Here is a 15,182-nt window from a genome sequence, read left to right on the forward strand (position 1 = left end):
TCCAAGCGGCCTTTTTCCATTCCTGAGGCCACTCGGGCACGCCCCGAAGCCCCTTTTCGCTGAACTCGCTCACCTCGTTCCCCGGAGCCCCACCATGACCGCCCAACTCATCGACGGCAACGCCCTGTCCAAGCAACTACGCGGCGAAGTCGCCCAGCGCGCAGCCGCCCTGACCGCCAAGGGCCTCAAGCCCGGCCTGGCCGTTGTGCTGGTCGGCGACAACCCCGCCAGCCAGGTGTACGTGCGCAACAAGGTCAAGGCCTGCGAAGAAGCCGGGTTCCACTCCGTGCTCGAAAAGTACGACGCCACCCTGAGCGAGGCCGACCTGCTCGCGCGCGTCGAGGCCCTGAACAACGACCCTGCCATCCACGGCATCCTGGTGCAGCTGCCCCTGCCCAAGCACATCGACGACCACAAGGTGATCGAGGCCATCTCGCCATTGAAGGACGTGGACGGCTTCCACGTGGCCAGCGCCGGCGCCCTGATGGTCGGCGAGGTCGGCTTCAAGGCCTGCACGCCCTACGGCTGCATGAAGATGCTCGAATCCATCGGCATGAAGGACCTGCGCGGCAAGCACGCCGTGGTGATTGGCCGCTCCAACATCGTCGGCAAGCCCATGGCCATGATGCTGCTGGCCGCCAACGCCACCGTCACCATCACACACAGCGGCACGGCCGACCTGGGCGCCATGACCCGCCAGGCCGACATCGTCGTGGCGGCCGTGGGCAAGCGCAACGTGCTCACGGCCGACATGGTCAAGCCCGGTGCCGTGGTCATCGACGTGGGCATGAACCGCGACGACGAAGGCAAGCTCTGCGGCGACGTGGATTTCGCCGGTGTGAAAGAAGTGGCGAGCCACATCACCCCCGTGCCCGGCGGGGTCGGCCCCATGACGATTACCATGTTGCTGGTCAACACCATGGAAGCCGCCGAGCGCACCTTCGCGACTCGCTGAGCCCCACCCGCACCGCTTTGCCCACGTTCACCGCCAGCACCATGAGCAGCAACCCCCTCCTCGACACCTCCGGCCTGCCCCTGTTCGACCAGATCAAGCCTGAGCAGGTCAGCCCTGCGATGGACGCCCTGCTGGCCGAGTCCGAAGCGGCGCTTGAAAAGGTCACCGGCCCGGACGTGCCGGCCGACTACGACGCGCTGTCGCTGCTGCTGGACGTGCCGACCGAGCGCATGGGCCGCGCCTGGGGCGCCGTGGGCCACCTCAACAGCGTGGCCGACACGCCCGAGCTGCGCGCGGCCTTCAACGAGAACTTGCCTCGCCTGACCGAGTTCTACACCCGCCTGGGCTCGGACGAGCGCCTCTACGCCAAGTACAAGGCGGTCAACCTGGCAGACCAGGCCGCCAGCGCCGAGCGCAAGCTGCCCCCCGCTCGCCGCCGCGCCCTGGACAACGCCCTGCGCGGCTTCGTCCTCGGTGGAGCCGAGCTGCAAGGCCCCGCCAAGCAACGCTTCGCCGAGATCCAGGAATTGCAAGCCGCCAAGTCGCAGGCCTTTTCCGAGCATGTGATGGACGCCACCGACGCGTTCTCGCACTTCGCCAGCACCGATGAACTGGCCGGGGTGCCGGACGACGTGCAGGCCGCCACCCGCGCCGCCGCCGAAGCCGACGGCAAGGAGGGCAAAGACACGCATAAGCTCACCCTGCACATGCCCTGCTACCTGCCGGTCATGCAGTACGCCACCAACCGGGCGTTGCGCGAGACCATGTACCGCGCCTACGCCACCCGCGCCAGCGAGTTCGGCCCGGCAGAGCGCGACAACTCCACGCTGATGCAGGAGATCGTCGCCCTGCGCCAGGAAGAGGCCCAGCTGCTCGGCTACGCCAACTTCGCCGAGGTGTCCTTGGTGCCCAAGATGGCCCAAAGCCCCCAGCAAGTCATGGACTTCCTTCGCGACCTGGGCAAACGCGCTCGCCCTCACGCCGAGAAGGACATGGCCGAGCTGCGCGAGTTCGCGCGCACCGAATGCGCCCTGCCCGACCTGCAAGCCTGGGACATCGCGTTCGTGAGCGAAAAGCTCAAAGAGGCCCGCTACGCCTTCAGCGACCAGGAGGTCAAGCAGTATTTCACCGAGCCGACCGTGCTCAAGGGCCTGTTCGGCCTGATCGAAAAGCTCTTTGACGTCACGATCAAACCAGACACGGCGCCCGTGTGGCATGAAACGGTGCGCTTCTTCCGCATCGAGCGCGCCGGCAACTTGGTCGGTCAGTTCTACCTCGACCCCTACGCCCGCCCCGGCAAGCGCCCAGGTGCCTGGATGGACGACGTGCGTGGCCGCTGGAATCGCCCCGACAACCACGTGACGCAGACCCCGGTGGCGCACCTGGTGTGCAACTACGCCCGCGGCGTGGGCGACAAGCCCGCCCTGCTCACCCACGACGATGTCACCACCCTCTTCCACGAGTTCGGCCACGGTCTGCACCACATGCTGACCCAGGTCGACGACATCGGCGTGGCCGGCATCAGTGGCGTCGAGTGGGACGCGGTCGAGCTGCCCAGCCAGTTCATGGAGAACTTCTGCTGGGAGTGGGACGTGGTGCAGCAGCTCACCCACCACGTGGACACCGGCGCTTCGCTGCCACGCGCGCTGTTCGACAAGATGGTCGCCGCCAAGAACTTCCAGAGCGGCATGCAGACCGCTCGCCAAATCGAGTTTTCGCTGTTCGACATGCGCCTGCACGCCGAGCCCGGCGCACAAACCGATGTTCAGAAGGTGATCGACGAGGTGCGCCAGGAAGTTGCCGTCAACATTCCGCCGGCCTTCAACCGCTTCCAGCACAGCTTCTCGCACATCTTCGCTGGCGGCTACGCAGCCGGCTACTACAGCTACAAGTGGGCCGAGGTGCTGTCTGCCGACGCCTACGCAGCCTTCGAAGAAGCCGCCACGCCGCAAACCGGCGTGCTCAACGCCGAAGTCGGGCGCCGCTACCGCGAGGCCATCCTCGAAGCTGGCGGCAGCCGCTCCGCCATGGACAATTTCAAGGCATTTCGCGGGCGTGAGCCCCAGATCGACGCCCTGCTGCGCCACCAGGGCATGGCCTGATGAAGTCAATGAAGGAGCCAGCCATGTCAGCGACCAACCACCGTGCTTTCTGGCGGGCCTGCCTGCCCGCGCTGCTCAGCGCCTTGCTGGCTCCTGCCGCCTGGGGCGCCTACAAAATCGTGGGCCCCGATGGCCGTGTCACCTACACAGACCGCCCTCCCGTGGGCGAAGGGGCGCAAGCCCTCGGCAAACCCAGGGCGGGTGTCAGCACCGTTGCCTTGCCTTATGAGTTGCAACAGGTGGTCAACCGCCACCCGGTGACGCTCTACACCATGCGCGAATGCGGGGCCTGCGCAAGCGGGCGCCAACTGCTGCAGTCCCGCGGGGTGCCATACACCGAAAAGACGGTCGACACGCCCGAAGACGTCCGCGCCTTCAACGCCCAGGAAAACAGCACCCAGCTGCCCTTGCTCAAGGTCGGTGGCAAGCAGATCATCGGACTGCAGCAGTCGGAGTGGAACGCTTACCTCGATGCGGCCGGCTACCCGCAGCAGTCGAAGCTTCCACCTGGGTACACCCAGCCCGAAGCCAGCCCGCTCGCGCCGCCCAAGCCTGCCTCCAGCCCGGCGGGCGATCGTCGCAACGAAAGCGATCGGCCTTTTGCCCCCACCATCGGCAACCCGCCCGAAGGTTTCCGCTTCTAACCTGACCTTGCCCCCTGTGATCGAAACCGACGTGGCCATCATTGGCGGTGGCCCGGCAGGGCTTGCCGCAGCCGAACTCCTCTCCACACAAGGCTGGCAGGTCGACCTGTACGACGCCATGCCCTCGGTGGGGCGCAAGTTCCTGCTGGCGGGCCGTGGCGGCTTGAACATCACGCACTCCGAACCGCTCGATCGCTTCGTCACGCGCTTCGAGGGGCGATCAGGCACCCTGGCGCCCATGCTGGCGGCCTTCACGCCCGACGACCTTCGCCAATGGTGCCAGGGCCTTGGTGTGGACACCTTCGTGGGCAGCTCTGGCCGCGTTTTTCCGCAAGAGATGAAGGCGGCCCCCTTGCTGCGCGCCTGGCTCAGCCGCTTGCGCCAGCAAGGCGTGCGCGTGCATGCCCGCCACCGCTGGCAGGGCTGGACATCCGACGGGGATCTGGCCTTCACCGCCCCCGGCGGTGACATCGCAGTCAGGCCTCGCGCCACCTTGCTCGCCTTGGGTGGCGGCAGTTGGTCGCGCCTGGGCTCGGACGGCCGCTGGGTGCCCTGGCTGCAGGAACGCGGAGCGGATGTCGCCCCCCTGCGGGCGGCCAACTGCGGCTTCGACGTGGCGCCCACCGCACAGGGGCGCAGCGGCTGGTCGGAACACCTCACGAGCCGTCACGCCGGCCATCCCATCAAGCCGGTCACCCTGACCTTCACCGACCAGCAAGGCCTCAGCGAAACACGTCAGGGCGAGTTCGTGCTGACCGAGTCTGGCATCGAGGGCAGCCTGGTCTATGCCTTCTCCAGCCGCATCCGCGACGCCATCGAGCGCGATGGCTCGGCCACGGTGTGGCTCAATCTGTTGCCGGCCCACTCGCCCGATCAGGTGCTGACCGAGCTCAAGCGCCCACGCGGTCCCCGCAGCCTGTCCACCCACCTCAAGAGCCGGTTGGGCCTGCAAGGACTGAAGGTGGCGCTGCTGCACGAGTTGCTCAGCAAGGACGACATGCACGAGCCACTGCGCCTGGCACAAGCCATCCAGCACCTGCCGATCAGCCTGGTGCGCGCTCGCCCGATGGACGAGGCGATCAGCACCGCGGGCGGCGTTCGTTTCGAGGCGCTGGACGAGCACCTGATGTTGCGTACCATGCCCGGCGTGTTCTGCGCCGGCGAGATGCTCGATTGGGAAGCGCCGACAGGGGGATACCTGTTGACCGCGACCCTGGCCACGGCCCGTTTGGCGGCGGCGGGTGTGGCCCGCCACCTGAGCCTCAATACGAAATCGTCTTGACGCCAGCCGTCGTGCCCAGCAGGCAAACGTTGGCCTTGTTGCGGGCAAAGACGCCCACGGTGACCACGCCCGGCCACTGGTTGACGTCTGACTCGAAGCGGGCCGGATCCGTGATCTGCAGGCCACGCACGTCCACGATGATGTTGCCGTTGTCGGTGGTCACGCCTTCGCGCACCTGACCTTGGCCGCCGATGGCGGCGAAGGCACGGATCACCTGCGCGGCCGCCATCGGGATGACCTCCACGGGCAGGGGGAACTTGCCCAGCACTTGCACCAGCTTGCTTTCATCGGCTATGCAAACGAAGCGCTCGGCCAGCTCGGCCACGATCTTTTCACGCGTCAACGCGGCACCACCGCCTTTGATCATGTTGCCGGCGTGGTCGATCTCGTCGGCGCCATCCACGTAGACACCCAGGCCCGTCACGCTCTCGGACGCTAGCACGGGCACGCCCAGGGCTTTCAGGCGCTGGGTGCTGCGCACGGAGCTGGAAACCGCCCCACTCACCCGCTTCGGGTCGGCTTTCAAGGCTTCGCCCAGTGCATCGATGAACTTGTCCACGGTCGAGCCCGTGCCCACGCCCACCACGCTGCCAGCCGGCACGTGTTCCAGGGCGGCACGGCCCACCAGGGTCTTGAGTTCGTCTTGGGTCAGGGCTTGGGACATGTCAAAGGCTCGAGAAGGGGTGATGCGAATGTGAAGACGGGACGCGTCAGGGGGCAGGAGGCAAAGAACGCTGGCAGGCCAGGGGCCCACCTGATCACGGCGACAGCGGCCGAGGGCCCAGCCACTGCTGCCAGGCCATCAGTGCACCGATGAACACCGGCTGGTGCACCATGTAGAAGCTCAGGCTCCATTGCCCCAGCAAAACCAGGGCCCGCCAGGCAAGGCCGTGATTGTCGCCCGAGTTGCCCGCCGAAACCTGCGATGAAGCACCGCCCAGCCACTGCGGCCGGTGGTGCAACAGCCATTGCGTCACGGCCAGGCCCCACCACATCACGCCCAGCCAGGGCAGCACGGGCACGAAGTCTTCGGTGATGGGCTTGTGCGTGACCAGGCCCACCCAATTGGTCAGCCTCGTGTCAAAGAATGGATCTTGCAGCCAGCGCGGCAGCAGCATGGCGAGCAGCCCCAGAGGCAGCAGCCATCGCCCCAGCGGCGCACTCAGGCGGGCGACGACCAGCATCACCGCCATGCCGTGCAGCACCCCGAAGGAGATGTAGCTGCGCGGGAACATCCACCAGCTGCTCAGGCTCACCAGCAGCGCGCATCCGACGATCTGCGCCCAGCGGCGCCAAAAACGTGCCCAGCTCTGCCCCCGGTGCGTGGCGATGGCCTGGCCTGCCCCGGCACACAGCAAAAACGTCGAGAGGATGAAGGTGCGCTGCCAGGTCCAGAACGGGTCGCGGTAGAAATCCGATTCCGTCAGGCGAAAGTTGGCCAGGTCGAAACAGAAGTGGAAGGCTGCCATCCACACCAGCGCCAGCCCGCGCAAGGCGTCCACCCCGTCGAAGCGCTGGACGACAGGATCCGACGCCGTGATCCCGTTCGCCATCGAAGGGACTTGCGCCCCGAACTTGCCTTTTTTGCGTGCCATCGCGATAGTATCGGCCCTCCCCCGCCCCACCGCGTCGCCCTGCGGCTCCCGCCAGCCGAGAGGGTGCCGTCTTTGTCGTTCTTTCTTCGCCCCCAACCGCCCATGTCCCTGCCCGCCCACCAGATCGAACTGCTCTCGCCCGCGCGCACGGCCGACATCGGCATCGAGGCCGTCAACCACGGCGCCGACGCCATCTACATCGGCGGGCCCTCGTTCGGCGCGCGCAGCAACGCCAGCAACGAGGTCAGCGACATCGCCCGGCTGGTCCAGCACGCGCACCGCTACCACGCCAAGGTCTTCACCACGATCAACACCATCTTGCGTGACGACGAGCTGGAGCCCGCGCGCAAGCTGATCTGGGAGCTGCACGACGCGGGCGTGGACGCGCTGATCGTGCAGGACATGGGCCTGCTCGAACTCGATCTGCCGCCCATCCAGTTGCACGCCAGCACGCAAACAGACATCCGCACCGTCGAAAAAGCCAAGTTCCTGCAGGACGCCGGCTTCAGCCAGATCGTGCTGGCGCGCGAGCTCACGCTGCAGCAGATCCAGGCCATCTCGGACGCCACGCACGCCACCATCGAGTTCTTCATCCACGGCGCGCTGTGCGTGGCCTACAGCGGCCAGTGCTTCATCAGCCATGCGCACACCGGCCGCAGCGCCAACCGCGGTGATTGCTCGCAAGCCTGTCGCCTGCCCTACAACGTGCTCGACGGCAGCGGCCAGGTCGTGGCCTTCGAGCAGCACGTGCTGTCCATGAAGGACAACGACCAGAGCGCCAACCTCAACGCCCTGATCGACGCGGGCGTGCGCTCCTTCAAGATCGAAGGGCGCTACAAGGACATGGGCTATGTGAAGAACATCACCGCCCACTACCGCCTGCTGCTTGACGAAATCCTGGAACAGCGGCCCGAGCTGGCCCGCTCGTCGTCGGGCGAGTGCACCTTCTACTTTCAGCCCGAGCCCGAGCGCAACTTCAACCGCGGCAGCACCGACTATTTCGTCACCGGCCGCAAGGAAGACATCGGCGCCTTCGAGTCTCCGAAGCACCTGGGCCTGCCCGTGGGCGAGGTCGCCAAGGTGGGCGACAAATGGTTCGACGTGGCCATCGACGACGAGGCTGTCAAGGAAGCCGGCGGCATCCACAACGGCGACGGCCTGAACTACCTGACGCTGACCAAGGACATCGTCGGCGTGCAGGTCAACACGGCCGAACCAGTGGGCAAGTCGGGCCGGCTGTGGCGCGTGTTCCCCAACGAGGCCATCGAGGCGCTCAAGGACCTGCAGTCCGGCGTGGCCATCAACCGCAACCGCGACCGCAGCTGGGAGCACCAACTCAGCAAGAAGTCGTCCGACCGCCGCATCGGCCTGTGGGCAGAGTTGAGCGAAACGCCTGATGGCCTTGCGCTGCAACTCTCTGACGAAGACGGCTGCGTGGGCTCGGCCAGCGTGGTGTGCGACAAGCAGGCGCCGCAAGATGCAGAGCGAGCCGAAACCACGCTGCGCGAGCAGATCGGCAAGCTGGGCAACACGATCTTCCAGGCTCACGACATCGGCCTGAAGCTGAGCCAGCCCTGGTTCGTGCCGGCCTCGGCGCTCAACACCCTGCGTCGCGACGCCGTGGCTGCGCTGGAAGCCGCTCGTGAAGCGGTGCGCCCGCGGCTTGAGCGCGCAGCGGCGGTCGAGCCCCCCGCGCCCTACCCTGAAGACACGTTGAGCTACCTCGCCAACGTGTACAACCACAAGGCCCGCGATTTCTACGCCAAGCACGGCGTCAAGGTCATCGAGCCGGCCTATGAAAGCCACGAAGAACTCGGTGAAGTCAGCCTGATGATCACCAAACACTGCGTGCGCTTCTCGCTGAGCCTGTGCCCCAAGCAGGCCAAAGGCGTGCAAGGCGTTCAGGGCCAGGTCAAGGCCGAGCCGCTGCAGCTCATCAACGGCAAGGAGAAGCTCACGCTGCGCTTTGACTGCAAGCCCTGCGAGATGCACGTGGTCGGCAAGATGAAAAAGTCGGTGCTCAACCAGATCCCGCCGGCGCCGGTGCAGTTCTATCGCACGCGCCCGCAGGCCTGACCCATCTGTCTTTGACGCTCCCGCGAACCGGCGGGGGGCGTCATCCGACTGTCACCATGGCATCGCGGTCCTGTCACACGCGCCGCAGACCATGGGCGCATGCGGAACTGGATCAATGCACCTCTGCTGAGAGCCTTGACCTCGCCCGCCAGCTTCGCGGCTGGCAACGGGCGCCAGACACGTTCCCTTCTACCTTTTGCCTCAGGCGCGCTGCCAGGCGAGCACGGCGAAGCACGAGACGAGCTCGTGGGCACGCACCGGGTTCGCACGGTGTGGATTTCCGATGTGCACCTGGGCACGCCCGGCTGCCAGGCCCACGCCCTGCTCGACTTCCTCAAGCGCGTGGAGTGCGACACCCTCTACCTGGTTGGCGACATCATCGACGGCTGGCAGTTGCGCCGCAGCTGGTACTGGCCTCAAGCCCACAACGATGTCGTGCAAAAGCTGCTGCGCAAGGCGCGCAAAGGCACCCGCGTCATCTACGTGCCGGGCAACCACGACGAGTTCGCGCGCAAGTTCCTGGAGCATTCCTTCGGCGGCATCGAGGTGGCCGAAGAATGGATCCACACCACGGCCGACGGGCGCCAGCTCTGGGTCACCCATGGCGACCTCTACGACGGCGTGATCCAGTGCGCGCGCTGGCTGGCCCTGCTGGGCGACTCGCTCTACGAGTTCACGCTCAAGCTCAACCGCCACCTCAACTCATGGCGGGCTAGGGTGGGGTTGCCGTACTGGTCTTTGTCCAAGTACCTCAAGCTCAAGGTCAAGCGAGCGGTGAGTTACGTGGGCGACTTCGAGGCCGCGCTGGCCCGAGAGGCCCGCAAACGCGGCGTGGACGGTCTGGTGTGCGGACACATCCACCATGCGGAGATGCGCGAGGTCGAGGGCATCCTGTACTGCAACGACGGTGACTGGGTCGAGAGCCTGACGGCGTTGGTCGAGCACGAGGACGGCACGCTGGCCATCGTCGAGTGGAGCGAGGTCATGGCAGGGCGCACAGCCTTGTCACCGAGCTTGACGTCAGCCGCGTCGATCGCCGTTTGAAACGATCCCTGTCGGCGAGCCTGCGGCACAATGCGGCGCCTGACAGAAGGAGCCCGAACATGGCATTCGCCGACAACATCAAAGCCCTCCCCTCCGTGGCCCACCTGGCCGCCATCGAACTGCTCGACGCCGCCGGCGCCATGGTGGCCCGCATCGAAAACAAGCCTGGGCAGGCCGGCTCGCTCGCCGTGTACGCCGCGCTGGCGGCCAAGCACGAGGTCATCCATCCCGAGGCTGCACAGGAAGGCCTGCAGATCTACGCCGAGCACACCGCCGACGCCGAAGCCAACCCAGGCAAACACCCCAACATCGACCGGCTGATCGACCTGGTGCGCAACGGGCAATCGCTCACCGCTCGTACCATCGCCGCCTGAGCGGCCTGCGTCAGCAAGATAAAAAAAGGGGCGCCCTGGAGCGCCCCCTTGTCTTGGGTGGCTGAGAGATCAACCCACCCACTTGCGCGCGTTGCGGAACATGCGCAGCCAGGGGCTTGGCGCACTCTTGTCACCGCTCGTCCAGCTCATCTGGATGTTGCGGAACACGCGCTCCGGGTGCGGCATCATGGCCGTGAAGCGGCCATCGGGCGTGGTCACGCCGGTCAGGCCCTCGGGCGAGCCGTTGGGGTTGAACGGGTAGACCTCGGTGGGCACACCGGCGTGGTCCACGAAGCGCACCGCGCGGTGCACCTTGGCTGCGTCACCACGCTGCGAGAAGTTGGCAAAGCCTTCGCCGTGCGACACGGCAATCGGCATGCGGCTGCCGGCCATGCCCTCGAAGAAGATCGACGGGCTCTCCAGCACCTCGACCTGGCTCAGGCGGGCCTCGAAGCGCGTGCTCTGGTTGGTCGTGAACTTCGGCCAGTGCTCGGCGCCCGGGATGATCGGGCTGAGCGCCGCCAGCATCTGGCAGCCGTTGCACACGCCCAGGCCGAAGGTGTCGCCGCGCTTCATGAAGGCGGCGAACTGCTCGGCCAGTTGCGGATTGAAGAGCACCGAACGTGCCCAGCCTTCGCCGGCACCCAGGGTGTCGCCGTAGCTGAAACCTCCGCAGGCCACGAAGCCCTGGAACTGGTCCAGTCGAGCGCGGCCGGCGATCAGGTCGCTCATGTGCACGTCGAAGGTGTCGAAGCCACCCAGGTGCATGGCGTAGGCCATTTCCACGTGCGAGTTCACGCCCTGCTCACGCAGGATGGCCACCTTGGGACGGACCTTGTTGATGAAAGGCGCGGCCACGTCTTGCAGCGGATCGAAGCTCAGCGACACATGCAGGCCTGCGTTGGCTGCATCGCCGATGGTGGCGTGTTCGCTGTCGGCGCAGGCGGGGTTGTCGCGCAGCTGGGCGATGCGCCAGCTCACGTCGTCCCACGTTTGGTGCAGGTGCTGCAACGGGGCTTTGAAGATTTGCTTGGCGTCGCGCCAGACCTGCACCTCGTCCTTGGCTGCACCCGTGAGGATGGGCTTGCCGATGACGTGGCTGTGCTGGCTCAAGCCATGCTCGCGCAGGGTCTGCATCACGGCATCGCGCTCGGCGGTGCGCACCTGCAGCACCACGCCCAGCTCTTCGTTGAACAGGGCCTTGAGCGTGAGCTCGTTTCGGCGCTCGCTGACCTGGCCGGCCCAGTTCTTGGAGTCACCGGTTTCGGCGCGGCTGTCGCTGATGCCATCGCCCTCGGTGACGAGCATGTCGACATTGAGGGACACACCCGTGTGGCCGGCGAAGGCCATTTCGCACACGGTGGCCCACAGGCCGCCGTCGCCACGGTCGTGGTAGGCCAGCAGCTTGCCTTGGGCGCGCAGCGCGTTCACTGCCTCGACCGTGGACTTCAGGGCAGCCGGCGAGTCGACATCGGGAACATCGTTGCCGAACTGGTTGAGCACCTGGGCCAGCATCGAGCCGCCCATGCGCTTCTTGCCTTGGCCCAGGTCGATCAGGATCAGGCTGGTGTCCAGGGCCTGGCCGTTCTCGATGGTCACGAGCTGAGGCGTCAGCGTGCCTCGCACATCGGCGATCGAAGCGAACGACGTGACGATCAGCGAAACAGGCGCGGTCACCTGTTTGGAGACTCCGTTGTCAGACCACTTGGTGCGCATCGACAGCGAGTCCTTGCCAACCGGGATCGAAATGCCCAGCGCCGGACACAGCTCCATGCCCACGGCCTTGACGGTCTCGTACAACGCCGCGTCTTCACCCTTCTCGCCGCAAGCAGCCATCCAGTTGGCGGACAGCTTCACGCGCGGCAGCTCGATGGGCGCGGCCAGCAAGTTGGTGATGGCCTCGCCCACGGCCATGCGGCCGGATGCGGGTGCGTTGACCGATGCCAGCGGCGTGCGTTCGCCCATGGCCATGGCTTCGCCGGCGAAGCCCTTGTAGTCGGCCAGCGTCACGGCCACGTCTGCCACCGGCACCTGCCAGGGGCCGACCATCTGGTCGCGGCTGTTGAGGCCACCCACGGTGCGGTCACCGATGGTGATCAAAAAGCGCTTGCTGGCCACCGTGGGGTGGCGCAGCACGTCGAAAGCCACCTTGTCCAGTTGCACGCCGGTCAGGTCCAGCTGGCCGCCGTCCCACTGCACGCGCTGCACGTCGCGGTGCATCTTCGGAGGCTTGCCCAGCAGCACTTCCATGGGCATGTCGACGGCCTTGTCTGCTTCGGGCTTCGTGGTGTCTTCCAGCACCAGCTCCAGCGCCTCGGTGGCCGTGCCGATCACGCCGAAGGGGCAACGCTCGCGCTCGCACATGGCGGTGAAGATGGGCAGGCTCTCGGGTGCGATGGCCAGGACGTAGCGCTCCTGGCTCTCGTTGCACCAGATCTCTTTCGGGGCCATGCCGGATTCTTCCAGCGGCACCTTGCTCAGATCGAATCTGGCGCCCTTGCCCGCGCCGTCCACCAGCTCGGGGAATGCATTGGAGATGCCGCCCGCCCCCACGTCATGAATGGCGAGGATGGGGTTGTTGGCGCCCAGGCCCCAGCAATGGTTGATGACCTCTTGCGCGCGACGCTCGATTTCCGGGTTGCCGCGCTGCACCGAATCAAAGTCCAGCGCAGCAGAGTTGGTGCCCGCCGCCATCGACGACGCGGCCGCGCCCGCCATGCCGATGCGCATGCCGGGGCCACCCAACTGGATCAACAGCGTGCCCGCGCCGAACACGATCTTCTTGGTCTGCTCGGCGCTGATGGTGCCGATGCCGCCGGCGATCATGATGGGCTTGTGGTAGCCGCGGCGGATGGCGCTGGCGCCCTCGCCCACCTGTTGATCGAACACGCGGAAGTAGCCGCCCAGGTTGGCACGACCGAACTCGTTGTTGAAGGCGGCGCCACCCAGCGGGCCCTCGATCATGATCTGCAGCGGGCTGGCGATGTGCTCGGGCTTGCCAACAGGGTTTTGCTCCCACGGCTCATTCATGCCGGGCAGGTGCAGGTTCGACACCGAGAAGCCCGTCAAGCCCGACTTGGGGCGCGAACCACGGCCCGTGGCCCCCTCGTCGCGGATCTCGCCGCCCGCGCCGGTCGAGGCACCCGGGAAGGGCGAAATCGCCGTCGGGTGGTTGTGGGTCTCGACCTTCATCAGCACATGGGCCAGCTCTTCGCGGGCCTGGTACTGAGGCGCGTTGGTGAAGCCGGCTGGCATCCAGCGCTCGATCTGATGGCCTTCCATCACCGAGGCGTTGTCCGAGTAAGCCACCACCGTGTGCTGCGGGCTGAGCTTCTCGGTGTTGCGGATCATGCCGAACATCGACAGGTCCTGCTCCTGGCCGTCGATGGTGAACTTGGCGTTGAAGATCTTGTGGCGGCAGTGCTCGGAGTTGGCCTGCGCGAACATCGTCAGCTCGACGTCCGTCGGGTTGCGCTTCAAGCCGGTGAAGGCGTTGACCAGGTAATCGATTTCGTCATCCGACAAAGCCAGGCCAAACTCGGTGTTGGCGGCCTCGAGCGCGGCGCGGCCACGGCCCAGCACGTCCACATGCACCATCGGGGTGCCCTGCTTTTCGTCGAACAGGTGTCGGGCTTCTACGCGGCTGGCCATCACGCTTTCGGTCATCCGGTCGTGCAGCAGCGCCGCAACGGCCTGGATGTCTTGCGGGGCCAGCGGTTTGGCGCCGCCCATCAGGGCCCCGATGACCCCGGCCTTGACCGTCAGACGGAATTCGGTGACGCGCTCGACGCGCCGGATCGCCAGGCCACAGTTGTGCGCGATGTCGGTGGCTTTCGACGCCCAGGGCGAGACCGTGCCCAGGCGCGGCGCGACCACGATGAGGTCGCCCTCCACTGGCCCGGCGTAGGACGGCCCGTAGGTCAACAGGGCTGCCAGCCTTTCCTGCTCCGAGGAGGTCAGAGGCTGCTCCAGCGCCACCCAGTGCACGAAGCGGGCGTGAACGCCGCTGATCCGCGGGTTGATGGCCTGCAACTTGGGCAGCAGGGCTTGGGCTTGGTGGGGAGCCAGGGCGTTGCCGCCCTCGAAGTGCATCAGGGTGGACATCGCGGAGGAGGTGCGTTCGGTCACGGCGAGGGGCCCAAAGCAGGCCTGCGTCGGGAAAAACGCGCATTTTACCGGGGCCAGCGGACAAAACCCGCGAGTTGTTCGTGGCGGCATCTCCCTGTCGATGCCGAGCCGCGCACTTATTACGGATAATCCAGGCCCATGAGCATCACGATCAAATCCGGCGCCGAGATCGACGCCATGCGCGTGGCCTGCCGACTCGCCTCGGAGGTCCTGGACTACCTGACGCCCCACATCCAGCCCGGCATCACCACCAAGGAAATCGACCGCCTGGCGCACGACTACATGGTCAACGTCCAGGGCACGACGTCCGCCACGCTGAACTACCAGCCGCCCGGCCACATCCCCTACCCCGCCTCGTTGTGCACCTCGGTCAACGACGTGGTCTGCCACGGCATCCCGAACGACACGCCGCTGAAGTCGGGCGACATCGTCAACATCGACGTCACCGTCATCAAGGATGGCTGGTATGGCGACAACAGCCGCATGTTCCTGATCGGCAAGCCGGCGATCGCCGCCGACCGCCTGTGCCGCATCACCTTCGAGGCCATGTGGAAGGGCATCGTCAAGGTCAAGCCGGGCGCGCGCCTGGGCGACATCGGGCACGCCATCCAGACCTTCGCCGAAAACGCCGGCTACTCGGTGGTGCGCGAGTACTGCGGCCACGGCATCGGCCAGCGCTTTCACGAGGACCCTCAGGTGCTGCACTACGGGCGCCCTGGCACCGGCATCGAGCTGCAACCCGGCCTGATCTTCACCATCGAGCCCATGATCAACCTGGGCAAGCGAGAGATCAAGGAAGGCCGCAAGGGCGGACAGCCCTACGACGGCTGGACCATCGTCACCAAGGACCGCTCGCTGTCGGCCCAGTGGGAGCACACCGTGCTCGTCACCGAAACCGGCTACGAAGTGCTCACCTTGTCGGCCGGCAGCCCCGAGGCGCCCGCCTTCGTGCAGCAAGCCACCCAGCCCGCCTGAACCCACG

At 66.4% G+C, this 15,182-nt stretch carries 11 protein-coding genes; 8 read left to right on the plus strand and 3 right to left on the minus strand.

Annotation, left to right across the window (positions count from 1 at the left end; genetic code table 11):
- Window positions 1-94: 94 nt before the first annotated feature.
- Genes folD through ABG80_RS00110 form a run of 4 tightly spaced genes read left to right on the plus strand, consistent with a single transcriptional unit; the run spans window position 95 to window position 4,983 of the window.
- The gene (gene folD / locus ABG80_RS00095) at window positions 95-955 is read left to right on the plus strand and encodes a bifunctional methylenetetrahydrofolate dehydrogenase/methenyltetrahydrofolate cyclohydrolase FolD (protein WP_058085777.1); all 861 of its coding nucleotides are present in this window, start codon (window positions 95-97) and stop codon (window positions 953-955) included.
- Window positions 956-996: 41 nt separating this feature from the next.
- Window positions 997-3,057: a M3 family metallopeptidase gene (locus ABG80_RS00100; RefSeq protein ID WP_058085778.1), complete on the plus strand. Its 2,061-nt coding sequence runs from the start codon at window positions 997-999 to the stop codon at window positions 3,055-3,057.
- A 23-nt stretch (window positions 3,058-3,080) separates the two neighbouring features.
- On the plus strand, window positions 3,081-3,701 hold the full coding sequence (locus ABG80_RS00105; protein WP_058085816.1) for a glutaredoxin family protein: 621 nt from the start codon (window positions 3,081-3,083) through the stop codon (window positions 3,699-3,701).
- Between the two features lie 16 nt (window positions 3,702-3,717).
- Window positions 3,718-4,983 (plus strand): TIGR03862 family flavoprotein, encoded by a 1,266-nt coding sequence (locus ABG80_RS00110; protein ID WP_058085779.1) that lies wholly within the window; start codon window positions 3,718-3,720, stop codon window positions 4,981-4,983.
- Here the strand turns inward: ABG80_RS00110 and rpiA are convergent.
- Together rpiA and ABG80_RS00120 are read right to left on the minus strand one after the other, a co-directional pair.
- Window positions 4,964-5,647, minus strand: a complete 684-nt coding sequence (gene rpiA, locus ABG80_RS00115; protein WP_058085780.1) for a ribose-5-phosphate isomerase RpiA — start codon at window positions 5,645-5,647, stop codon at window positions 4,964-4,966. The genes ABG80_RS00110 and rpiA overlap by 20 nt on opposite strands.
- Before the next feature lie 94 nt (window positions 5,648-5,741).
- Complete coding sequence (locus ABG80_RS00120) at window positions 5,742-6,536, minus strand: DUF1624 domain-containing protein (protein ID WP_058085817.1); 795 nt, start codon at window positions 6,534-6,536, stop codon at window positions 5,742-5,744.
- Between the two features lie 144 nt (window positions 6,537-6,680).
- Here ABG80_RS00120 and ABG80_RS00125 point away from each other — a divergent pair, with 144 nt between their 5' ends.
- The 3 genes from ABG80_RS00125 to ABG80_RS00135 all read left to right on the plus strand — a co-directional run bounded on the left by ABG80_RS00125 (window position 6,681) and on the right by ABG80_RS00135 (window position 10,072).
- The gene (locus tag ABG80_RS00125; RefSeq protein WP_058085781.1) at window positions 6,681-8,654 is read left to right on the plus strand and encodes a peptidase U32 family protein; all 1,974 of its coding nucleotides are present in this window, start codon (window positions 6,681-6,683) and stop codon (window positions 8,652-8,654) included.
- A 135-nt stretch (window positions 8,655-8,789) separates the two neighbouring features.
- On the plus strand, window positions 8,790-9,698 hold the full coding sequence (locus tag ABG80_RS00130) for a UDP-2,3-diacylglucosamine diphosphatase (RefSeq protein ID WP_407638718.1): 909 nt from the start codon (window positions 8,790-8,792) through the stop codon (window positions 9,696-9,698).
- Window positions 9,699-9,757: 59 nt separating this feature from the next.
- Window positions 9,758-10,072 (plus strand): DUF2322 family protein, encoded by a 315-nt coding sequence (locus ABG80_RS00135; RefSeq protein WP_058085782.1) that lies wholly within the window; start codon window positions 9,758-9,760, stop codon window positions 10,070-10,072.
- A 69-nt stretch (window positions 10,073-10,141) separates the two neighbouring features.
- Here the strand turns inward: ABG80_RS00135 and purL are convergent, their stop codons facing one another.
- Complete coding sequence (gene purL, locus ABG80_RS00140) at window positions 10,142-14,176, minus strand: phosphoribosylformylglycinamidine synthase (RefSeq protein WP_058085783.1); 4,035 nt, start codon at window positions 14,174-14,176, stop codon at window positions 10,142-10,144.
- A gap of 162 nt (window positions 14,177-14,338) precedes the next feature.
- On the opposite strand from purL, the gene map reads away from it, so the two are divergent.
- Complete coding sequence (map, locus tag ABG80_RS00145; RefSeq protein ID WP_058085784.1) at window positions 14,339-15,175, plus strand: type I methionyl aminopeptidase; 837 nt, start codon at window positions 14,339-14,341, stop codon at window positions 15,173-15,175.
- The last annotated feature ends 7 nt before the right edge of the window (window positions 15,176-15,182 follow it).

The organism is Aquabacterium parvum, assembly GCF_001447195.1.
Taxonomy (GTDB): Bacteria; Pseudomonadota; Gammaproteobacteria; order Burkholderiales; family Burkholderiaceae_C; genus Aquabacterium; species Aquabacterium parvum.